The sequence below is a fragment of the Pseudomonas sp. B7(2017) genome (assembly GCF_002112745.1).
Lineage (GTDB): Bacteria > Pseudomonadota > Gammaproteobacteria > Pseudomonadales > Pseudomonadaceae > Aquipseudomonas > Aquipseudomonas ekonensis.
This window is the reverse complement of record NZ_NEIP01000001.1, coordinates 154,417-175,877: the sequence shown is the minus strand read 5'-3', so window position 1 is coordinate 175,877 and position 21,461 is coordinate 154,417. Positions and strand designations below refer to the sequence as shown.

At 65.2% G+C, this 21,461-nt stretch carries 21 protein-coding genes; 10 read left to right on the top strand and 11 right to left on the bottom strand.

Going from position 1 to position 21,461, the window contains the following annotated elements; genetic code table 11:
• Window positions 1–93: 93 nt before the first annotated feature.
• On the bottom strand, window positions 94–966 hold the full coding sequence (pdxY, locus tag CAG29_RS00855) for a pyridoxal kinase PdxY (protein ID WP_085579166.1): 873 nt from the start codon (window positions 964–966) through the stop codon (window positions 94–96).
• Between the two features lie 117 nt (window positions 967–1,083).
• On the opposite strand from pdxY, the gene CAG29_RS00850 reads away from it, so the two are divergent.
• Entirely contained in the window at window positions 1,084–1,497 is a 414-nt protein-coding gene (locus tag CAG29_RS00850; protein WP_085579517.1) for a DUF3301 domain-containing protein, read from the top strand.
• A 1-nt stretch (window position 1,498) separates the two neighbouring features.
• Here the strand turns inward: CAG29_RS00850 and CAG29_RS00845 are convergent, their stop codons facing one another.
• Window positions 1,499–2,470, bottom strand: coding sequence for a GTP-binding protein (locus CAG29_RS00845; RefSeq protein ID WP_085693762.1), 972 nt, complete (start codon window positions 2,468–2,470; stop codon window positions 1,499–1,501).
• A gap of 25 nt (window positions 2,471–2,495) precedes the next feature.
• Here CAG29_RS00845 and CAG29_RS00840 point away from each other — a divergent pair, with 25 nt between their 5' ends.
• On the top strand, window positions 2,496–2,852 hold the full coding sequence (locus CAG29_RS00840) for an NADH:ubiquinone oxidoreductase (protein ID WP_085579170.1): 357 nt from the start codon (window positions 2,496–2,498) through the stop codon (window positions 2,850–2,852).
• A 4-nt stretch (window positions 2,853–2,856) separates the two neighbouring features.
• Here the strand turns inward: CAG29_RS00840 and CAG29_RS00835 are convergent, their stop codons facing one another.
• Entirely contained in the window at window positions 2,857–3,507 is a 651-nt protein-coding gene (locus CAG29_RS00835; RefSeq protein ID WP_085579172.1) for a DUF1826 domain-containing protein, read from the bottom strand.
• A complete protein-coding gene (gene zigA, locus CAG29_RS00830) occupies window positions 3,507–4,712 on the bottom strand; it encodes a zinc metallochaperone GTPase ZigA (RefSeq protein ID WP_085630302.1) in 1,206 nt (401 codons plus the stop codon). The genes CAG29_RS00835 and zigA overlap by 1 nt, the downstream gene beginning before the upstream one ends.
• 210 nt (window positions 4,713–4,922) lie before the next feature.
• Here zigA and CAG29_RS00825 point away from each other — a divergent pair, with 210 nt between their 5' ends.
• Window positions 4,923–5,300, top strand: a complete 378-nt coding sequence (locus CAG29_RS00825) for a glutamine synthetase (protein ID WP_085579177.1) — start codon at window positions 4,923–4,925, stop codon at window positions 5,298–5,300.
• Here the strand turns inward: CAG29_RS00825 and CAG29_RS00820 are convergent.
• Window positions 5,297–6,499 (bottom strand): N-acetylmuramoyl-L-alanine amidase, encoded by a 1,203-nt coding sequence (locus CAG29_RS00820; protein ID WP_085693761.1) that lies wholly within the window; start codon window positions 6,497–6,499, stop codon window positions 5,297–5,299. The genes CAG29_RS00825 and CAG29_RS00820 overlap by 4 nt on opposite strands.
• Before the next feature lie 83 nt (window positions 6,500–6,582).
• On the opposite strand from CAG29_RS00820, the gene folE2 reads away from it, so the two are divergent.
• The 6 genes from folE2 to CAG29_RS00790 are packed head-to-tail and all read left to right on the top strand — an operon-like array spanning window position 6,583 to window position 11,795.
• Window positions 6,583–7,479 (top strand): GTP cyclohydrolase FolE2, encoded by an 897-nt coding sequence (gene folE2, locus CAG29_RS00815; protein ID WP_085693760.1) that lies wholly within the window; start codon window positions 6,583–6,585, stop codon window positions 7,477–7,479.
• Window positions 7,476–8,144, top strand: a complete 669-nt coding sequence (locus CAG29_RS00810; RefSeq protein ID WP_085655926.1) for a metal ABC transporter ATP-binding protein — start codon at window positions 7,476–7,478, stop codon at window positions 8,142–8,144. Before folE2 ends, CAG29_RS00810 begins: the two co-directional genes overlap by 4 nt.
• Window positions 8,144–9,010, top strand: coding sequence for a metal ABC transporter permease (locus CAG29_RS00805; RefSeq protein WP_085693759.1), 867 nt, complete (start codon window positions 8,144–8,146; stop codon window positions 9,008–9,010). The genes CAG29_RS00810 and CAG29_RS00805 overlap by 1 nt, the downstream gene beginning before the upstream one ends.
• 11 nt (window positions 9,011–9,021) lie before the next feature.
• Window positions 9,022–9,897 (top strand): metal ABC transporter substrate-binding protein, encoded by an 876-nt coding sequence (locus tag CAG29_RS00800; RefSeq protein ID WP_085693758.1) that lies wholly within the window; start codon window positions 9,022–9,024, stop codon window positions 9,895–9,897.
• A complete protein-coding gene (locus CAG29_RS00795) occupies window positions 9,894–10,454 on the top strand; it encodes a DapH/DapD/GlmU-related protein (RefSeq protein ID WP_085693757.1) in 561 nt (186 codons plus the stop codon). The genes CAG29_RS00800 and CAG29_RS00795 overlap by 4 nt, the downstream gene beginning before the upstream one ends.
• Window positions 10,455–10,457: 3 nt before the next feature.
• Complete coding sequence (locus CAG29_RS00790; protein ID WP_085693756.1) at window positions 10,458–11,795, top strand: dihydroorotase; 1,338 nt, start codon at window positions 10,458–10,460, stop codon at window positions 11,793–11,795.
• A 50-nt stretch (window positions 11,796–11,845) separates the two neighbouring features.
• Here CAG29_RS00790 and CAG29_RS00785 read toward each other — a convergent pair whose 3' ends face one another.
• Window positions 11,846–12,364 (bottom strand): DUF3617 domain-containing protein, encoded by a 519-nt coding sequence (locus CAG29_RS00785; RefSeq protein ID WP_085579193.1) that lies wholly within the window; start codon window positions 12,362–12,364, stop codon window positions 11,846–11,848.
• 131 nt (window positions 12,365–12,495) lie between these two features.
• Between CAG29_RS00785 and cls the strand changes: the two genes are divergently transcribed.
• The gene (gene cls, locus CAG29_RS00780; RefSeq protein ID WP_085630316.1) at window positions 12,496–13,935 is read left to right on the top strand and encodes a cardiolipin synthase; all 1,440 of its coding nucleotides are present in this window, start codon (window positions 12,496–12,498) and stop codon (window positions 13,933–13,935) included.
• A 3-nt stretch (window positions 13,936–13,938) separates the two neighbouring features.
• On the opposite strand, the gene cfaB is transcribed toward cls, so the two are convergent.
• From cfaB to CAG29_RS00755, 5 genes are all read right to left on the bottom strand, one after another.
• Window positions 13,939–15,126 carry a C17 cyclopropane fatty acid synthase CfaB gene (gene cfaB / locus CAG29_RS00775; protein WP_085579199.1) on the bottom strand — a complete coding sequence of 396 codons (1,188 nt, stop codon included), beginning with the start codon at window positions 15,124–15,126 and terminating at the stop codon, window positions 13,939–13,941.
• 176 nt (window positions 15,127–15,302) lie between these two features.
• Entirely contained in the window at window positions 15,303–17,210 is a 1,908-nt protein-coding gene (locus CAG29_RS00770; RefSeq protein ID WP_085693755.1) for a heavy metal translocating P-type ATPase, read from the bottom strand.
• Window positions 17,207–18,265, bottom strand: a complete 1,059-nt coding sequence (gene hflK / locus CAG29_RS00765; RefSeq protein WP_085693754.1) for a protease modulator HflK — start codon at window positions 18,263–18,265, stop codon at window positions 17,207–17,209. Before hflK ends, CAG29_RS00770 begins: the two co-directional genes overlap by 4 nt.
• Entirely contained in the window at window positions 18,262–19,308 is a 1,047-nt protein-coding gene (hflC, locus tag CAG29_RS00760) for a protease modulator HflC (RefSeq protein WP_085630320.1), read from the bottom strand. The genes hflK and hflC overlap by 4 nt, the downstream gene beginning before the upstream one ends.
• Complete coding sequence (locus CAG29_RS00755) at window positions 19,305–21,263, bottom strand: protease modulator HflK (RefSeq protein WP_085693753.1); 1,959 nt, start codon at window positions 21,261–21,263, stop codon at window positions 19,305–19,307. The genes hflC and CAG29_RS00755 overlap by 4 nt, the downstream gene beginning before the upstream one ends.
• Between the last annotated feature and the right edge of the window lie 198 nt (window positions 21,264–21,461).

Sequence of the window (21,461 nt, the reverse complement as noted above, 5' to 3'; positions counted from 1 at the left end):
CGACAGCCTTCGCGGGCACGTCGCACCGCCGCTGTCAGGCGGTGTCCCTGCTGACGCCATCGCCAGCAGGCTGGCTCCCACAGTTTGCGTGGGTCACAGGCTGATCGGGGTCGCCTCGAATTTCACCCGCGGATGGGCGATCCGGTCCTGGGCCCGCACCAGCTGCAATTCGTAGCTGGCGCAGGCCTGGGTCTCCAGCAGCACCTCATGCACCGCCGCCGCCGTGAACTCGAACGCCGCCAGCAGGCTGTCGCCCAGCAGCACCCGTGCCAGGAACAGCCCGGACGTCAGGTCGCCCACGCCCACCGGCTGCCGCGGGAACGCCAGCAGAGGACGGCGCAGATGCCAGCTGCCCTCGGCCGTCACCAGCAACATCTCGAACCCTTCGGCCGGCTTGCCCGGATAGTCCAGGTGCTTGACCAGCACAGCCTTGGGACCGCGGGCGAGCAACGCGCGGGCCATCGCCAGGCAGTCGAACAACGACTGCGGCTTGCGTCCGGCGAAGCTGTCCAGCTCCAGCTGGTTCGGGCACATGATGTCGGCCACCGCCGCCGCCTCTTCCAGCAGAAAGTCGCTGACCTCCGCCGGCACGCTGCAGCCCTTCTCCGGATGCCCCATCACCGGATCACACAGGTAAAGGGCCTTGGGATTGACCGACTTGATCCGCGCCACCCCTTCGAGAATCGCCCGGCCCTGGGCGGCGCTGCCCAGGTAGCCCGACAGCACCGCATCGCAGTTGCCCAGCTCGCCGATGGCGGCGATGCCTTCGACCAGCTCCGGAATCCGCTGCGGCTGCAGCACTTCGCCGGCCCACTGGCCATACTGGGTGTGGTTGGAAAACTGCACGGTGTTGAGCGGCCAGACATTCACCCCGACCCGCTGCATCGGAAAAACCGCAGCGCTGTTGCCGGCGTGGCCGAACACCACATGGGACTGGATGGCGAGCAGATGAGGCGTACGTTTCATTCGGGATTTTCCGTAAAACGATTGAAATTCAAGCCGCGCAGTATGCGACGAAACGCAGCCTGTACGACAGACCGGCGACGCAGTTAAGCTGATGCCCTCTTTTGGAGTTCCCCGTTGATGCTGACCCTGGAAAACATATTCGTGCTGATGCTGTTCGCCGCCGCCGGCGCATGGCTCTGGCACAACCACGGCTTGCGGGAGCGCGCGCTGGAACGGGTCAAGCAGCATTGCGTGAACGTCGGCGTCGAGCTGCTCGACGGCAATGTCGCGCTGAAGCGGATCGGCTTCATCAAGGACGCCAGCGGCCGCCTGCGGCTGGCCCGGGTCTACGGCTTCGAATTCACTGTGACGGGCGAGACCCGCCACAACGGCACCATCACTCAGTTCGGCGCGCACAGCGCACAGATCGAACTGGCACCCTACCCGGCGCCGTTCGACGAGGCGCCGCCGGTGGCGGACGTCGCCAAGCCCCGGGCCGAAGTGATCGAGCTGAGCCAGTGGCGGCAGGAACACACCAAGTGGAAGCCCTGAGCTAGGCGACCCCGATCCGGCAACCCGCCAGCCCTGCCTGCAATGTCGCGGCATCCTGCCGCTCGGCGAAGATCAGCTCGATCCGCGAGTCCTTGCGCCATTCGCTGGGCTGCCATGGCGCCGGCGCGTTATCCAGGGCATTCATCGATCGCCAGCCGTCCGCGCTGTGGATCACCAGTTTCGCCCGACGCCAGGCCAGGCTTTCCAGCCACTGCCGGACACGCGCGCTGTCGAAAACCTGCCCCGGGTGCCAGCGCCAGCCGATGCTCCAGCCATCGTCCTGGGCCTGGTGCAGGCAAATCGGCAGCGCCGGATCGCTCCAGACCGCCGGGATCTGCGCCAACCCCTTCGGCACATTCAACGGCTCCGCCCCCGCCACCGCCTGCGCCGTCAGGCCCGGCAGCTCGCTCAGCGGCATCCGGGCTTGCTCCGTCCAGATAAACCTGACCGCCGGCAATTGCGCGGCGATCGCTTGCCGCGCTGGCTCTGCGAGGTTTTCCGATTTGTTCAGCAACAGCAGGCCGGCGCCGGCCAAGGCCTGCCTTTGCGTGTCCGGCAGCGGCTTGCCGTCCGCCAGCGCCTGGGCATCCAGCACCAGCACGCAAGGCTGCACAGCCAGGACACCCAGCCAGGGCGCCTCACCCAACTGCTTGAGCAACTGCGCCGGATGCCCAAGCCCTGACGGTTCGATGAACAGGCGATCCGGCCTGGCCTTGCGCAGCAGCCGACCGAGCCCGACCTGGAACGGCGCGCCGTTGACGCAGCACAAACAGCCGCCGGCCACTTCGCCCAGTGCGATACCATCGGCGTCGCGGGTCAGCAGCGCGGCGTCGAGGCCGATCTGGCCGAATTCGTTGATCAGCACCGCCCAGCGCTCGTGCGCCGGGCGCTGGGCCATGAGCTGGCGGATCAGGCTGGTCTTGCCTGCACCCAGCGGCCCGGCGATGACGTGGGTGGGAATGTTCTGCAACATGGCTGAAGTATTCTGGAGGTCGAAGATGCGGTGGATGGGATGGTCGTTGCTGCTGGCGCTGGTGTCGAGCGAGGCGCTGGCCCAGGCCTGCGTGGTGCACAGCCAGGCGGAACGGCTGGACGTGAAGGTCTGCCAGCAGAACCGCAACATCCCGCAGAAACTGTTCAGCGACGGCTTCTGCCGACCCACCCTGGCCGGGCAGACCGTCGAGGTCCGGTACGTCGACCAATGCCCCGCCGGCGCCTTCGGCGTCTGCAGCGACGCGCAAGTCGCCAATATGCCCTATCGCCAGGATATCCACTATTACGGCGTGGCCTCCGACGCGGCGTACCTGCAACCGTACTGCGAGAACCAGAGCCACGGCCGCTGGCTCAAGCCTTGAGGCGCTAGCCGAGCCAGTCGAGGGTGAGCATCAGCCGGCGCTGGCCCGGCGCCGGTTGCGGCGAACGGTGGATCAGGCCGAACCCTTCGTTTCCATGCCATTTCTCGCCCTTGAGCAAGGCCACTTCACCAGCCTTCAGCCGCTGGATGCTCGACGGCTCTGCGGGCTCGGCGTCGGGGTTGCCCAGCAGACGGCGATCCATCGATCCTTCGCTGAGCCATTCGCTGCCGATGCCCGCATAGGTGGTGATCAGGCGCACCGGCACATGATCGACGTGAAACCGCGGGCACATGGCCTTGTCCAGCACCCGCAGGCGCAGGCCGATGCGCGTGGCGCCGAGCAGGCAGGCGAAGGCGCCGGTCAGCCATTTCAGGTCGGCGACAAACGCTTCGTGACCGGCCAGGTCGCGGAACTCGCCAGCGAGGCCGTCCAGGTCCGGCTCCGCCTCTTCGTCAGGCAGCTCCAGGCACAGCGCTTCGGCGTACGGCACCTCCAGCGACAGGAGCAGATCCGCAAAATCCGCGATGTGCAGCGGCAGTTGCCGTTGCCAGACCGCGAGGTTGATGTCGTCCTCAAGGATCCGCGCCAGATCCTGCGGCGTGGGCCCCTGATGCTGCACACGGGTGGCGCGATACGACGGGTTCAAGGCGAGCATCAGGCAGCCTCTTCGTGCCAAGGGCCGAACGGATCCGGCCACTGCCGCCAGCCCTGCGCGCCGACGGCCATTTCCGCGTCGCTCAGCAGGCAGTCATCGAGGTCCGCCGTGAGCTGCGCGAAATCGATGTCCTGACCGATGAACACCAGCTCCTGTCGGCAATCCCCCACACTGGCCGTCCAGTTTTCCATGATCGCGGCAGTGCTTTCCCGATCCTGCGGCCATTGCTCCTTCGGTACGAACCGCCACCAGCGCCCGGCGAACCCATGGCGCATCAGGCCGCCGGCCTGCGACCAACTGCCGGCGTCGGCGGGTTTGCTGGCCAGCCAGAAGAATCCCTTGGAGCGCAGCAGTTTTCCGTTCAGCCAGGGCCGGTTGAGGAAGTCGAAAAAACGCTGGGGGTGGAACGGCCGCCGGGCCCGATAGGCTGTGGAGGCGATGCCGTACTCTTGGGTTTCGGGAACATGCTCGCCGCGCAGCTCCTGCAGCCAGCCCGGGGCCTGGGCGGCCTTCTCGAAGTCGAAACGGCCGGTGTTGAGGATCTTCGCCAGCGGCACTTCACCCATCACCATCGGGATGATCTCGGCCTGAGCGTTCAGGCGCCTGAGGATGGCCATCAGCTCTTCCCGTTCACGGCTGCCGATCAGGTCGATTTTGCTGATCAGCAGCACGTCGGCGAACTCGATCTGTTCGATCAGCAGGTCGGTGATGGAGCGCTCGTCCTCCTCCCCGAGGACTTCACCCCGTGCGGCGAGGCTTTCGGCGGCTTGGTAGTCGGGCAGGAAATTCAGGCCGTCGACTACAGTGACCATGGTGTCGAGGCGAGCGATGTCAGCCAGGCTTTGGCCCTGCTCGTCGCGGAAGGTGAAGGTTTCGGCGACCGGCAACGGTTCGGAGATACCGGTGGACTCGATCAGCAGGTAATCGAAACGGCCTTCACGGGCCAACTGGCCGACTTCTTCGAGCAGGTCTTCGCGCAACGTACAGCAGATGCAGCCGTTGCTCATCTCCACGAGTTTCTCTTCGGAGCGATTCAGGCTGACATCACGTTGGACTTCGCTGCCATCGATGTTGATTTCGCTCATATCGTTGACGATGACGGCCACACGCAGGCCGCCCCGATTACGTAGTACGTAATTCAGAAGCGTACTTTTTCCGGCGCCGAGAAAGCCTGACAAAACGGTCACTGGCAACATGTATGACATGGGGTAATCCTCATCAAACGGTCGGTTTTTGCGATCTGGCGCTCTTGAAGCCTCCAGGAGGCCACCACAGAAGCAGGCGCTTGAAAATCAGGGGGGTAAAGGCGATTCAAATTAATGTTATAGTATAACAATATAAGTTGACCACTCTTCTCTTGCCCCAAGCGCCGTCGCGCAGGAAGCTGTACACCGTCTAACCCGTCGGAAATTGCCATGAAACAGGCGCTGAAACGCACGCTGCTGGGCCTTGGATTGCTGCTGGCCTCAACCGCCTGGGGACAACTCCCCGGCCTGGCCACGTGCACACGCAGCGCCAATCTGCTGGCCTGCGTCGATGCCGAGGGCAACGCCTACAGCGTCAACACCGCGGGCAGCACGATCTACCTGCGCGGCTTCGACAAGGCCGGCCAACGCTATTGGGCGCAGACCAACAGCCGCTACGGACAACTGACCTTCTTCACAGGCATCGCCACCGACGGCGAAGCCTGGGTCGGCTATAACCGCCGCGTGGGCTGGACCACGATCAACCGCTATTCCAGCTCCGGCGGCGGCAGCGCCAAATTCACCTGCAACCGCCTTACGGGCTGCTAGACCACGGGACTTTTCTGCGCCTGCTGCCAGGCGAGGTAGCTGTCGAGCGGCGGATTCTTCTGAAAGTAGCGCTGCAATCCCTCGAACAAACCATCGGCAATTGCCTGTTGGTGGCGGGGGTTCACCAGTCGTTGGCTGTCGCGGGCATTGGAGATGAAACCGGTCTCCACCAGGATCGACGGCACATCGGGTGACTTCAGCACGGCAAATCCGGCCTGTTCCACACGTTTCTGATGCAGCGTGGTGATGCCGGCGAGACTGCCGAGCACCGTACTGCCCAACTGCAGGCTGGCGGCGATGGTGGCATTCATCGACATATCGAGGATCACGCCAGCGAGCATTGGATCCTTGTCTTTGAGGTTGAGCAGACTGGTGGCGCCAAGCAGATCCGCACCGTTTTCACGCTGGGCCATGAAGCGTGCGGTGGCCGACGTCGCACCCCCTTCAGACAAGCAGTACACCGACGCCCCGGCTGCCGTCAGACGAGGGGCCGCATCGGCGTGCACGGAGATGAACATATCGGCCTTGTGCTGACGGGCGATGTCCACACGCTTGCGCAGTGGAACAAAGAAGTCGTCGTTGCGCACGAGCTTCACATCAAACCCTTTCTCCCGTTTCAAGCGCCGCGCGAGCAACTGCGAAATGGACAGCACGACGTCCTTTTCCCGCGCACCTTTGGCGCCCACGGCCCCCGGATCCTTGCCGCCGTGCCCCGGATCCACCACGACAATGATGTCGCGTTTGGCGTGCGCCCTGGAGGTCTGCGCGAGTGTTTCACGTGGAACCATCGGTGCTGGCGCTGCGCTGCTTACCAGATCCAGCACCAAGCGATGACCTTGGCTGTCCTGGGGTGCCAGCAAGAAGCTGTTCAACTGCGTTGGGTTCTTCAGATCCAGCACGATCCGTGTATCACCGCGCCCATAACGTCCGGAACGGATGGAGCGGATGACCGTGTCCTTCAACGGCAGTTGACTGAAATCACCGCTCGCCTCCGCTCCTGCCACATCGATGATCAGACGATCCGGCGAGCCCAAGGAGAACGTCTTGTAGCTCACCGGGCCGCTGAGATCGAACACCAACCGCAGCTTGTCGTCGGATCGCCACAGCCGCGCCTGACGGATCTGCGCGGCTTTCGCACCAAAGGGAAAGGCCAAGGCGACGCTGGCCAGCATCAGGTGAAGCAAGTGACGTCTGTGCATAGGAAAGCCCGCTCATGAAAAAGGCATCGCGATTGTAATTGTTATAATATAACATTAATTCAAATCACACGATGGACCCGCTCATGAATGCGTTGACGCTTCCGGATATCGCAGCGCAAGCCGCTCGCCAGCCCCTTGCGCTCGAATGGGTGGGCATGCGCGGCATCGCACTGCCCGTTTTGATCGAGGGACAACGCCTGTGCGCCAAAGCGGATGCTGGCGTCAGTCTGGACGATGGCGAGGCCCGGGGGATTCACATGTCCCGGCTTTACTTGGCGCTCGAAAGCCTTGAAGCACAGAACCTGAGTGCCAGCCTCATGCGCGAGGTTCTGCAAACTTTTCTCGACAGCCACACAGGACTGTCGAGCAGCGCTTACCTGAACATCCATACCGATCTGATGCTCAAGCGACCGGCATTGGTCAGTCCGTTGGCCGGCTGGAAGGCCTATCCCGTCACCCTCGCCGCGCACCTGAAAAACGGAATGTTCCACGTGGAACTCAAAATCGAGGTGCCGTATTCGTCGACCTGTCCGTGCTCGGCGGCGCTCGCGCGGCAGTTGATCCAGCAACAGTTCGTTGACGACTTTGCCAATAAGCCTCTTCAACACGCCGATGTGTTGGCCTGGCTGGGCTCGACCCGAGGCATTGTCGCCACGCCCCACAGCCAGCGCAGCACCGCGCAATTGCACCTGCACCTCGATGCTGCGACAGAACACCTCTCGCTGACCGACTTCATCAACCAGGCCGAAGCCGCCCTCGGCACTGCCGTCCAGACGGCCGTGAAACGCGCCGACGAACAAGCCTTCGCCCTCGCCAACGGGCAAAACCTGATGTTCTGTGAGGACGCTGCCCGTCGCTTGAATCTGGCCCTGCGCAGCTCGCCCGGAATCCGTGAGTTCCACCTGAGAGTGATCCACGCCGAAAGCCTCCACGCACATGACGCCGTCGCCGAAAGCCGCTGGCGGCGGGAGGCTCAATGATCCGTTGCCAGTCCCTGACGTGGGGAGCGCTCGGCCAACCGTTGACCCCCGCTCTCTCTCTTTCACTGGAGACCGGCAGCCTGACCGCCGTGGTCGGCGTGAACGGCAGCGGCAAGAGCAGCCTGCTCAAGGTCATCGCGAAACTGCAGAAGCCGTTATCGGGCAGAGTCGACTTGGGTGTTCCACGGCAAGGCGGGCTGTCCTTCTTGCCCCAGCAACAGCACTTCGACCGCCAGTTCCCCATTACCCTGCGGGAACTGGTGGCGGCGGGTTTCTGGGGACGCCGGTTGTCTTCACCCTTGCGAAAGCGGCGCCTCGCGAGCGCACTGGAGGACTGGCAACTGAGCGGCCTGGAACAGCGCCCGCTGATGGCCCTCTCCGGCGGCGAGCTGCAACGCGCCCTGCTCGCCCGCCTGAGCCTTGCCGATACGCCTTTGCTGTTGCTCGACGAGCCGCATGCCGCACTCGATGAACAGGGGCAGGCCCTGCTGTGGCAGCACCTGCATGCCTGGCACGCGCAAGGGCGAACCCTCGTGGTGGTTTGCCACGACCTCGCCGCCGTCCGTCAACACATCCCCCATACCCTGCTGATCAGGCACACCGGCTGCGTATACGGCAGCACCGCCGAACTGATCGAGCAGACACTCCCACCGCAGGTGGCCTGATGCACACCTTCGTCCACCTCTGGCAACCGTTCCACGAATTCATGTTCATGCGCCGGGCCCTGATCGGCGGGCTGCTGCTGGCCTGCAGCACAGCCCCCTTGGGCGTGTTCCTGATCCTGCGCCGCATGAGCCTGATCGGCGACGCCGTCGCCCACGGCATTCTCCCCGGCGCGGCGCTCGGCTTCTGGTTCGCCGGGCTGAGTCTGCCCGCCCTCACCGTCGGCGGACTCGGCGCAGGTTTAGGCATGGCCGGGCTCGCTGCCTGGATCACCCGCCGCACCGGCCTTCGCGAAGACGCCAGCCTCGCGGCGATCTATCCCATGTCGCTGGCGGCCGGCGTGCTGATTCTGGGCATCGCCGGCAAGCGTCTGGATTTGCTGCACCTGCTGTTCGGTTCGGCACTCGCGGTGGACGGGCCGACGCTCAACGGCATGCTGGGGGTATCCGCCCTGAGCCTGGTTGCCATGGCGCTGATCTATCGGCCTCTGATGCTCGACACCCTCGACCCGCTGTTCCTGCAGACCGTCAGCCGGCTCGGCCCGATCGCCCATGGTGTGTTTCTGACCCTGGTAGTGCTGAACCTAGTGATCGGCTTTCAGGCCATCGGCGCGCTCATGGTGGTCGGGCTGATGATGCTGCCCGCCGCCGCTGCGCGCTTTTGGAGCCGGCGCCTGCCGGTTCTGATCGCCATCGCGGCGCTGATCGGCTGCCTGTCGGTCTGGTTCGGTTTGCTGTTGTCGTTCCACTGCTCGCTGCCCAGCGGCCCCGCCATCGTCCTGATCGCGGGCGTCGGCTACCTGCTGTCCGTGGTGTTCGGACCGATCCACGGTCTGTTGCGCCGCCCGTCTTTGCTCACATCACCATGAGGTGTTTTCCGATGCGCGTTCTATTACTGCTGTTCAGCCTGACGCTGTCGATGTCGTTGTCGGCGGCGGAAAAGATGCCGGTGGTCACCAGCTTCAGCATTCTCGCCGACCTGATGCACCAGGTCGGCGGCGAGCATGTGCAGATCACCGACATGGTCGGGCCGGATGCCGATGCCCATACCTACGAGCCCACGCCGGACGACGCCAAGGCCCTGCTCAAGGCCCGGCTGATCGTGAAGAACGGCCTGGGGTTCGAACCCTGGCTGGATCGCCTGGTGAGCAGCACCGCCACCACCGCGACGGTGGTCACCGCCAGCCGCGGCGTGATTCCGCGCTCGCTTGACGAGGACGGCGAAACCGTCCCCGACCCGCACGCCTGGCACAACCTGGCGAACATCGAGCTGTACATCGCCAACATCACCAAAGCGCTGAGCGCCGCCGACCCGGCCAATAAATCCGACTACGAGCGCAACGGCCAGGCCTACCTGAAACAGATCCACGCCCTGCTGGCCGACGCCCGCGCCAAGCTCGGCTCGCTGCCGCCGGGCAACCGCAAGATCGTCACCAGCCACGACGCCTTCGGCTACCTGGGCCAGGCCTACGGCATCGACTTCATGGCGCCGCAAGGACTGTCCACCGAGCGTGAGCCGTCCGCCGCCGAAGTCGCTGCATTGATCACCCAGATCCGCCAGGCGAAGGTCAAAGCGGTGTTCATGGAAAACATCAAAGACGCACGCCTGCTCAAGCAGATCGCCGAAGAGACCGGCGCCCGCATCGGCGGCACCCTGTACTCCGACGCCCTCGCCGCCACCGGACCGGCCAGCACGTTCGCCGGCCTGTTCGAACACAACCTCAACACCCTCTACCAAGCCCTGGGCCAACCATGATCCGCAAGAACCCTTCCGGCGACCTGCCGCTGATTGCCGAATCCGCCTACGTCGACAAAACCGCGATCATCTGCGGCAAAGTGGTCATCGGCGAAAACGTGTTCGTCGGCCCCTACGCGGTGATCCGCGCCGACGAAGTGGACGCCTCCGGCGCCATGGAGCCGATCACCATCGGCGCCAACTCGAACATTCAGGACGGCGTGGTGATCCACTCCAAGTCCGGCGCGGCGGTGACCATCGGCGAGTACAGTTCCATTGCCCACCGTTCAATCTTGCATGGCCCGTGCAAGGTCGGCGATCGGGTGTTCATCGGTTTCAACAGCGTGCTGTTCAACTGCGCCGTCGGCAACGGTTGCGTGGTGCGGCACAACTCGGTGGTGGACGGACGCGACCTGCCGGATGCGTTCTATGTCCCCTCCACCACCCGCATCGGCCCGGGCACCGACCTTTCGCAGTTCCCGCCGGTGAGCGTCAGCGCTTCGGAGTTTTCCGAGGACGTGGCGCGCACCAACGTCGATCTGGTGCGCGGCTACAAAGCCCTGCAGAACGAGTTCTGAGCCATGGGCAACCTGCTGATCCGCCATGTTCGGCTGGTGAACGAAGGACGGGAATTCGAAGCGGACGTGCTGGTCAGCCATGGCCGCATCGTCAAAATCGCCTCAAGCATCTTCGGCGAGAACGCAGCGCAGGAAATCGACGCCGCCGGCCAGTGGCTGCTGCCGGGCATGATCGACGACCAGGTGCATTTCCGCGAACCGGGCTCGCCGGCCAAGGGCAGCATTCACTCTGAATCCCGCGCGGCCGTCGCCGGGGGCATCACCAGTTTCATGGACATGCCCAACACCTCCCCGGCCACCCTCACCCTCGACGCGCTGGCCGACAAGAAGCGCCGGGCCGCCATCGGTTCCGTGGCCAACTACGGCTTTCACTTCGGCGTCAGCCAGGACAACCTCGACACGGTGGCCGCGCTCAACCCGTGCGAAGTGGCCGGGGTGAAAGTGTTCATGGGCGCCTCCACCGGCAACCTGCTGGTGGACGATCCACGGATCCTGGAACGGCTGTTCGCCGAGGTGCCGACGATCTTGCTGGCCCACTGCGAACACACGCCCAGCATCGAGGCCAATGCCGCCAGGCTGCGCGAGCGCTACGGCGAGCACCTGCCGCCCGACGCCCATGCGCTGATCCGTGATGCCGAGACCTGCTACCGCTCCTCTTCGCTCGCCGTGGACTTGGCCAGACGCCACGGCACCCGCCTGCACGTCCTGCACCTCACCACCGCCCGCGAGCTGGAACTGTTCGAAGACAAACCGCTGACCCAAAAACGCATCACCGCCGAAGTCTGTCTGCACCATTTGCTGTTCGACGACCGCGACTACCCGACGCTGGGCAACCGGATCAAATGCAACCCGGCGATCAAATCCCGCACCGACCGCGACGCCTTGCGCCAGGCCTTGCTGAGCAACCGCCTGGATGTGATCGGCAGCGATCATGCGCCGCACACGTGGGCCGAAAAGCAGCGACCGTACGACCAGGCGCCGGCGGGCTTGCCGCTGGTGCAGCACGCCTTGCCGGCGCTGCTGGAGCTGGTGGCCGACGGCGTGTTGCCGATCACCACCCTGGTGGCGAAGACCAGCCACCGGGTGGCGGATCTGTTCGCTATCCCGGACCGGGGTTATTTGCGTGAGGGATATTGGGCGGATCTGGTGCTGATACGACCGGAGCCGCAAGGGGTCGCCGTGTCACGCCAACCGGTGCTGTCGCAATGCGGGTGGACGCCGTTCGCCGAACGGCGGTTCAGGCATCGGGTGAGCCTGACCGTCGTGTCGGGACAGATCGCCTGGGATGGCCAGCGGGTGAACGAAGGGTGTCGGGGGTTGCCCCTGAGGTTCATGCGTTGAATCGGTGACGCGTTCGCGGGCAAGCCTTCACGGCTTGCCCGCGAAGCCTTTCAGGCTCTTGGCTTGACGGTGCCGCAGTCCTGCCCCAACCACACCGCGCGGGTTTCCAGGCTGCCCTTCTGGTTGATGCCGATGGCATTGAAGGTGCCGTTGGCGACCGTGGTGAACTCCCGGTCGCTGAGGAACGTCGCCACGCCGGTGCCTTGGGCCCGCGGGCAACTGAAGCGGAATTTCCACTGGTTGCCGTTGCGCTCGGTGATCTGCTGCTTGCACCCCGACTGCGGATCCGCCAGGGGAATGTCGTTGGTCGCCACTTGCTGCGGCGTCAGGCAGGCGCGGATGCCCTTGCCGCCGATGTTGATGCCTTGCTTCTCCAGCGCCGCCCGTTGCTGCGGCGTGATTTGCCCTTGAATCTGGCCGAGGATCGATTGCACGTCCATGGCCTGGTCATCGACCTTGACGTTGCTCGACGTCATTTCCCACAAACCCGGCTGCAGCATTTGCGCTTGAGCAACCACCGGCAAAGCCAAACCCAGGCCCAGCGCCAAACCCAGCAGACGAACGTTCATTGCGAGACTCCTGATCAGTAGTGGCCGTTAGACGTCGGCCGGTCGCTTCGGTTCATGCTCCAATTAAATGGCGACAACCGCAACGGAACATGGTCTGTTAGGCATTGAAACTTCAGGAGCACGGCTGCCCCATGGATTACTTCGGACCGCACCTCTTCGGTTACCTGATCGCCCTGATCCACACCCTGGGCTCGATCGCCGCCCTTCACGCGGTGCTGACCGTGCGCACAGCGCAAGGCTCGATCGCCTGGGCGCTGTCGCTGATCTTCATTCCCTACCTGACGCTCATCCCGTACCTGGTCTTCGGCCGCAGCACCTTCGACGGCTACATCAAGGCGCGACGCCAGGCCAACGAACAGATGCGTCAGGCGATCTCCGAACTCAACTGGCGACCGTGGGTGGAAGAGGCCCTGACCGCCCGCGCCTCGAATGCCTACGCCTCGTTGCGCGCGATGCCCCGGCTGGGACGGATGCCGTGCCTGGCCAACAACGACGTGCAACTGCTGGTGAACGGCCCGGCCACGTTCAAGGCCTTGTTCAACGCCATCGGCCAGGCCAGGGAGGCGGTGCTGATCCAGTTCTTCATCATCCACGACGATCAGCTCGGCCAGCGCCTGCGCGACCTTTTGCTGAAGAAGGCCGCCGAAGGCGTGGCGGTGCATCTGCTCTACGACCGCATCGGCAGCCATGCCCTGCCCCACAGCTACGTGCAGGCCCTGCGCGACGGCGGCGTCGAGGTGCGGGCGTTCGCCACCCGCAGCGGCTGGCTCAACCGCTTTCAGGTGAATTTTCGCAACCACCGCAAGATCGTCGTGGTGGACGGCATGACCGGTTTCGTCGGCGGCCACAACGTCGGTGACGAGTACATGGGCGAGAAACCGCCGCTGGCACCGTGGCGCGATACCCACATTCAAGTGCGCGGCCCGGTGGTGGCCTGCATGCAGGAATCGTTCGCCGAGGACTGGTTCTGGGCCGCGCGCGCCCTGCCGCCGATGATCCTGCCGGAGGCCTATCCGGAGGACGGCGTGCTCTGCCAATTGCTCGCCAGCGGCCCGGCCGACCCCTACGAGACCTGCTCGCTGTTCTTCGTCGAAGCGATCCACGCCGCCACCGAACGGGTGTGGATCACCAGCCCCTATTTCATTCCGGACGAAGCGGTGTTCGCGGCATTGCGCCTGGCGGTGCTGCGCGGCGTCGATGTGCGGCTGCTGCTGCCGTCGCGCCCCGACCACCGCATCGTCTACGCCGCCTCCAGCCTCTATGCGTTCGAAGCCGTGCGCGCCGGGGTGCGGGTGTTCCGCTACAAGCCCGGGTTCCTGCACCAGAAGGTGGTGCTGATCGACAGCGAAATCAGCGCCATCGGCAGCGCCAACCTGGACAACCGCTCCTTCCGCCTCAATTTCGAAGTGATGCTGCTGACCGTGGACAGCGAATTCGCCACCCGCGTGGAGCAGATGCTCAACGATGACTTCGCCCAGGCCAACGAGATCGCCAAAGACGAAAGCCGGGAGATCCACCACCTGCAACAGGTCGGCATGCGGATCGCCCGGCTCATTTCGCCGATTCTCTGAGGCCTACGGATTGTAGATGTCGTCCCGGGTCCACGGCAGTTCATGGCTGCCGTCGGGGTGGGCCTTCACGGCGAGGATCTGGTGCAGGTTGATCCAGCCGTGGGCGAAGGCGTAGGCGCATCCGGCCAGATACAGGCGCCAGATGCGCAGCGCTTGCTCCGGCACCAGTTTGGCGGCGGTCTCCAGGTTGTCCTCCAGGCGCTCGCTCCAGTGGTCCAGGGTGCGCGCGTAATGCAGGCGCAGGCTTTCGACGTCGACGATCTCCAGACCCGCCTCGCTGATCTCGGCAGAGATCATCGCCAGGTGCGGCAGCTCGCCGTTGGGGAACACGTACTTCTCGATGAAATCCCCGGCGCCGCGTCCCACCGGACGACCGTCGGTGTGCTTGGCGGTGATGCCGTGGTTCATCACCAGGCCGCCCTCCTTCACCGCACCGAACAGGGTCTTGCAGTATTCGGCGAGGTTGGCGTGGCCCACATGCTCGAACATGCCGACACTGACCACTTTGTCGAAACGGCCGTCCTGGGGCAGGTCGCGGTAGTCGAGCAACTGCAGCTCGACCTGGTCTTCCAGCCCTTCGGCCTTGACCCGCTCGCGGGCCAGCGCCAGTTGTTCCTTGCTCAACGTGATGCCGAACACCTTCGCGCCGAACTCACGGGCGGCGTACCGCGCCAGCCCGCCCCAGCCGCAGCCGACATCCAGCAGGTAGTCGCCGGGCTGCAGGCGCAGCTTGCGGCACAGATGGCGGAACTTGGCCTGCTGGGCCTGTTCCAGGGTTTCGCTGCCGGTTTCGAAGTAGGCGCAGGAATACGCCATGTCGCTGTCCAGCCACAGCTGGTAGAACGCGTTGGACAAGTCGTAGTGATAGGAAATGGCCTTGGCGTCGGTTTCCTTGTCGTGGAGCGAGCGCACCGGCTGGCTGCCTTCGTCTTCGTCGAGCAGCGCATTGCTCAGCTCGTCGCAGACCCGGATGACTTCGCTGATCGAACCTTCCAGTTCAAGCTTGCCCTCGACGAACGCCGCCCCCAGCGCGTCCAGGCTTGGATGGGTGAACTGGGTGACCATCTGCGGGTCCTTGACCACGATGGTGACGCTGGGCGTCGGCCCGAGATTGAACTCATGGCCGTCCCAGAGCCGCAGGCGAAGCGGTAGCTGCAGTTTCTGTAAGGCCGGTGGAAGTTGCGCGAGCATGGAATATCCCCCTGGTTTCAGACGTCTGATCTGAGGGTAGACCATCCTTGAAAAATAGCAGGCTATCGATTTAATAGCCGTCCGCTATGAACCGGAACGCCTGCGCCTGCACGGTCATCCTTGTACGGTGCGCCTGTTCGGAAGACTTCGGGGCCGGCGCACCGTTCAAAAAATGATCAATCTTCCTTCAGTTTCAGCAACGGTTCCTGGAACCGCAGCAGGCGCCCGGCATTGCCCAGCACCAGCAAGGTGCTGAGGTTGTGCAGCAGCGCAGCGATCATGGCCCCGGCTGCACCGAGCCAACCGAACGCGGCGAACACGACGATGGCCAGCGTCCAGCCCAGGCCGATGACCACGTTCACCTGTAACGTGCGCCGGCACTGGCGACTCAGCCGCACGCAGGTGCCCAGGCGTCGCAGGTCGCTGCCGATCAGCACGATGTCGGCCGAGGCCAGCGCGATGTCGGCGCCTCCCGCCCCCATCGCCACACCGACCACCCCGGCCTTGAGCGCCAATGAGTCGTTGATGCCGTCGCCGACCACCATCGGCCGGAAGCCGCTGTCGATCTCCTTCAGCACCCGGTTGAGCTTGTCCTCCGGCAACGCTTGGGCCTCGACTTCGTGCAGGCCGACATCCCGGGCCAGCGCGTTCGCCACACTGTGGCGATCGCCGGTCAGCAGCAATTGCCGGCCCAGGCCCAGGTCGCGCAACTCACCCAAGGCCAGCCGCGCTTCCGGCTTGACGCTGTCGGCGAGCAGCAGCCAGGCGAGGAATTCGCCGTTCAGGGCCAGCCCGGCGATCGGGCCGTCGTGCTCCGGTACGGCGGTGGTGACGATGCCCAACTGCGTGAACAGCTCCGGGCGACCCAGCGCCGCTTCGCCCCGGGTCGTCATCGCGACCACGCCCAAGCCTTGCCGCTCGTGGATGTCGGTCAGCGCCAGGTCACTGTCCGGCTCGGCCAGACCGGCCAGCGCACGGCTGACCGGATGGCTGCTGGCTGCACCGAGCGCCGCCGCCAGCGCAATCACCGTGCCGTGCTCGACGCGGGGGCTGTCGACCGACTGCAAGCGCAAGGTGCCGAACGTCAGGGTGCCGGTCTTGTCCACCACCAACGAGGTGAGATCGGCCAGCTCCTCAAGGAACGCCGAACTGCGGATCAGGATCCCGTGCCGCGCCGCCACCGCCACACCGGCAATCGCGGTGGCCGGCGCCGACAGCACCAACGCGCACGGGCAAGCCGCCACCAGCACCGCAAGCATCGCTTGCGCATCGTGGGTGATGAACCAGGTCACCGCCGCCAGCAGCAACACCAGCACCATGTAGCTGCCGGCGTAACGCTCCAGCAGGCGAGTGATCGGCGGCTTGGAGCGTTCGGCGTTCTGCATCAGGCCGATGACCTTGCCGAGGGTCGATTCATCGCCGGTGCGAGTCACCTCGATGCGCAGCAGGCCGTCGAGGTTGATCGCCCCGCCGAACACCTCCATGCCGACGCCCGCCTCCACCGGCACCGACTCGCCGGTGATCGACGCCGTGTCGAGGCTGGCCTGGCCGGACAGCACCCGCCCGTCCGCCGGCACCCGGTCCCCCGCCCGGACCTCAACCGTGTCGCCGGCCTTGAGCGTGCCGTTGTCGACTTCGATGACCGAGCCGTCGGCCTGAAGCTTGCGTGCATGGCTGCGGGTCAACTGGCCCAGCGCATGGATCGCCTCCTGGGAGCCGATCACGCTGCGTTCTTCCAGCACGTGGCCGAAGATCATGATGATCGGCAGCAACGCCGCCGTGAGCAGGTCACCGGTGGCCCAGGCGCCGAGCAGGGCCAGCGCGATCAACTGATCGGTGATGCCGTGCAGGCTCGGATAGCGCAGGCTGAACCAGGCCGAACGCATGACCGGCACCGCCACCAGAACCGACGCGACGCCCAGTAGCAACTGGCTGACGCCGGTCTGCTCCGGCATCAGCCAGCGCCAGATCAGCCCCAGCCCGAGCAGGCCCAGGGCGAGCATCGCCAGGGTCAACTGGCGTGCGGCGCGGCGCTGTTCCGCCGAGGACAACAGGCTCGGCGCAGGAAGGGTGTTCGTGGTCATTTGCTGGCTCCCTGAATGATCAGCCGGGCATCGTCCTTCGGATCCACCGTGGTGACTGAACCGGCCTGGCCGAGGATCTTCGGAATGCGCTCGCGGTACAGACGCAGCAACATCTGCGGGTCGCTGCCTTGCTGCCGGGCCTTGGCCAGGCTCAGGACCGTCGCCGTGTCGGCGGTGGCTTTGGCGAGCCGCTCACCGGCCTGCGCATGGGCGACCTGCAGTGTGCGGTCGGCTTGTTCGTTGGCGGTCTGGGTGAGCTTCTCCGCTTCGGTGCGGGCGTTGGCCACGGCTTTGTCGGCCTGTTGACTGGCGGTCAAGACGGCATTGAACGCACTCACCGCCGGCGCCGGCAGACTCGACTGCACGTCGACCCGCACCGTTTCGATGCCGATGCCCTGCCCGTCTGCCTTCAGCTCGGCCAGGCGTCGGTTGATGCCTTGCACCAGATCGCCGCGCAACCGTTCACGACGCTCGGCGGCCTGGTTATCGGCGCCGATCAGTTCAGGTCGGGCCACCAGAATCGTGTCCAGGTCCCGGGCGGCCGTCAGGGCCACCGCACTGCGGGTCACCAGGCGATCCAGCGCGGGCAGCACATGGTCACCTTGAAGCACATACGCATAAGGGTCGGTCACTTTGTAGAACACCCGAACATCCAGTTGCACGACGCCAGCATCCCCGGTGAGCAAATAGCCGGAACCGGCCAGCGCGTCGCTCAACGGTGTGGCGAATGTCGCCACGCGATCCGCCTGCAAGGCCGCGTCGCTACGCAGCAGATTGTCGACCCGACGCTCGATCACCCGATCCGCCGCCGGCAGCAGCACCACTTGCTCGAAGGGTTCGGGCCAGGCCAACAGCAAACCGGCATTCTGTATCCGATCCAAGGCACCGAAATGCAAAACCACCGCGCGGTTTTGCGGATCGATCTGCCGCACATTGGAGAATGCCCAGGCCAGCGCCGCCAGCACGGTCACGGCGTACAGCGCAAAGAACGCAAGGCGTCCGGCCTGTATCCACGGGCTGTTCAACGGTTGTGTTCCACGTGGAACTTCACTCATGGCTGCGATCCGCTTTTGCTGTCGAGCGTCGGCGGACCGTCCACCAAGGCGCGGAACGGCGCGGCGTCGGTGCGCAGAATCAGCTTGGTGTCAGGCGTGACGATGGTGCCAAGGGTGTCCAGCGAACGCAGCAAGTTGTACAACTGCGGCGACCCGGCATAGGCGCGTCCGTAGATCTGCGCCGCCTCGACCCGGGACTGCGCCTCGATTTCTGCCGCCTTCACTGTGGCGTCGGCCTGCACCATGCGCGCATCGCGTTCGGCCGCGGAGCGGATCTGCGCCGCTTCGCGCTTGCCGACCGCCGTGCGTTCGGTGGCGATGGTTTCACGCTCGGCGCGCATCCGATCGACGGTGGCCGTGAGCGTCACCGACGGCAAGGTCAGCCGCTCAATGCCGACCTGCACCACCCGCACCCCGTAGGTCGCCAGCAATTGCTGGTCGATCTGTTGGCGCAACTGCGCCTCGAAGTCACCGATGCGCACCTGAGCGGCATCGGTGTTCACCAGATTCGCCAGGTCGAAACGGCTGGCGGTGGTCTCCAGCGCCGAACCGACAAACGTGCGGATCTGCCGCGCGGCTTCGTCCGGCTGGTTCTGCACGGCGCGCATGAAACGCTGCACGTTGTCCGGATCGCCCTGCACCTGCCACGCCACGTACGCCTGCACGATGATGCGCAAGCCGTCGCGGGTGCCGACATCCTGCAGGCCGCTGGACGTGGTGCGCAGACGCAAGTCCACCGGAATCGCCGCCTCGAACGGCGCCGGCCAGCGCCAGCCCAGCCCGGGATCCAGCAGCACCCGGGTCGGGTTGCCGAAGCGGGTGATCACCGTCGCCTCCCCGGAGCGCACCTGCACCAGGCTCGCCGCCGCGACGGCAAAGGCCACCAGCAACGCCGCCCAGCCCATGCGCCGCCACGGGAACGGCCCCGCTTCTTCCGGCTCGCCGTGGTGATGGTGATGATGACCGTGGTGATGGTGATGCCCGCCATGAGCATGACCGTGGCCGCTGTGATCGGAATGATCGTGAGTGTGCGACTGGCTCAATGGGTGACTCCTGGTTGAGCAACATTGCGTGCGGGCGCGGGATCGGCCGGCAGTGTGAAGGTGCGCAGGTCAATGGTCGGCGCATTGCCGCTGCCGCCCAGGCGGTGGTCGAGCACCAGCAGCCGGGCTTTGCTCAGGCCTTGGCTGAGCTGAGCGAAGTACTGCTCCAGCACGAACGCTTGACCGGCGCTGGCGTAGGCCTTTTGTTCGGCCGAAAACTTCAGGTCCGCCGCCTGTGCCGCCGCTTCCGTTTCACGGGCGTTGGCGGTGGCTTGATCCCCGGCGAGGCTGGCCTGCAGTTGCGCTTGGTTGCTGGCCTCGGCTGCCGCGCCGCGCTCGCGGGCGATCAACGCCTGCGCGCCGATCTGTGCGGCCTGCACGCCGTGGTAGGCATTGGCCGCACCGGCTGGCGGATGAATGGCCTCAACCACCGTGGCGAGGATTTCCACACCGCTGTCGAGTTTCTGCAGGTCGTGCTGCACCGCCCGGCCGATCTCCTCGGCGAGCCCTGTCCTGTCTTGCCCCAGCAAACCGTCGAGGGTGCGTGAGGCGAAATCGTGCACCAGAATCCGGCTGGCCGTGCTGCGGATCAGCGTCGGCACATCGGCGCTGTTGTAGGTGGCGGCCAAGGCAGCCTGATCGCTCAAACCGATGCGGTAGACGAAGCGCACGTCCATGTTGACGATCTGGAAGCTCTGCTGCCCGCCCCGGCTGCCGGCGATCACCTGGGACTTGTCGTTGACGTGGCTGGCGTCCCACAAGCGGTTGGCCGTCAGCGGCGGCGGACCTTCGGCGGGCTCCGCCTGAACGGGCGCCGGGTTTTCGCCGACGCTGGTGGCCAGCTCATGCATCACGCCGTTCTCGACGCTCAGCACCCGCCCCAACGGCCAGGGCAGACCGGCGTGCAGGCCGGGGCCGAACACCTGCACCGGTTTGCCGAAACGCTCGTAGATGCCGCGGCCTTGCATCGGGATTTCATGAAGCCCGGTCAGCAGCCACCCCACCGCTGCGACCAGCGCCAGCACCGGCAGCAGGGCCCGGCGCATGTAGCTGAAGGCCCAGATCTGGCGCAGATCGATGCCGAAGCGGTTGTGCAGTTCATGCTGCAAGGCCAGCAGCGGCTGCGGCGGCCAGCGCAGCAGATCCGCCACAACGCTGCGCGCCAGCAGGGTCGGCTCGAGCGTCTCCCGGCGCGGGCTGAACAGCGACAACACCGCACGCAGCAGCAACTCCACCGCCACCACGCCCGGCAGGAGGCCAATCAGCACCGCGACGCGCACCGGCCACACGGCGCTTTCGCTGGCGAACAACAGGCACAACGCCGCCAATACCAGACAGATGATCGCCACGCGCGCCAATTGCGCCAACGACCCCGCTTCAGGCCATTGCGCTGGAGGCTCCTGGGCCCATTGCCGTTCCAGCACCAGCAACCCGAACGCCAGCACCAACGCCAGCGCGGCGCCGACCGTCGCCGACATGCCCACAGCGGCGGACGGCAACGCCAGGTTCCACGTCTGATCGACGCTCAACGCGGCCGCCAAGGCCCAGCCGCCCAGCCATAACGTGGGCGCGCCGACCTGCCCGAGCAGATGCAGGCCGCGACGACTCAACCGGTCGAGCAACCGCTCGTACCAACCGTCCGGCGCAGGCGAATCATCTTCGGGGACGACCGATGCGGGCGGATCGATCACCCGTGCCCGCCAGCGGCTCACCCACCACGCCGATTGCAGCCCGGCCACCAATACCAGCAACGCAGCGCTGAGGTTGACCAGCAGCGCCGGCCACAACGATTGCGGGGCAAACAGCCCGACAAAGAACGCCAGCACCCACCCTGCCCCGGCCAGCGAGCCCAGCCCGACGGCCAACCGGCGCAAGCGGCGCCCCTGGGCCGCGGCCTGCTGAAAGCGCGGCAGTCCGGTCACGTGGGTGCCATCCCCCTCCAGATCGACTTGCATATCCCCCCAAAACCCTTGGCTAACGGCACATATCGTTACGATATAACAAATGCCGTGAAATATTCGTACACAAATCCACTATCTAAAGACGACCCACCTGTCGCTTGCCTGAAGCCTTGACCGAAATGTCTGGAAACGCACATATTACGTTCGTAATTTTTAGTGCGGACTACCGTTACCGATCCGCATCCATCAACC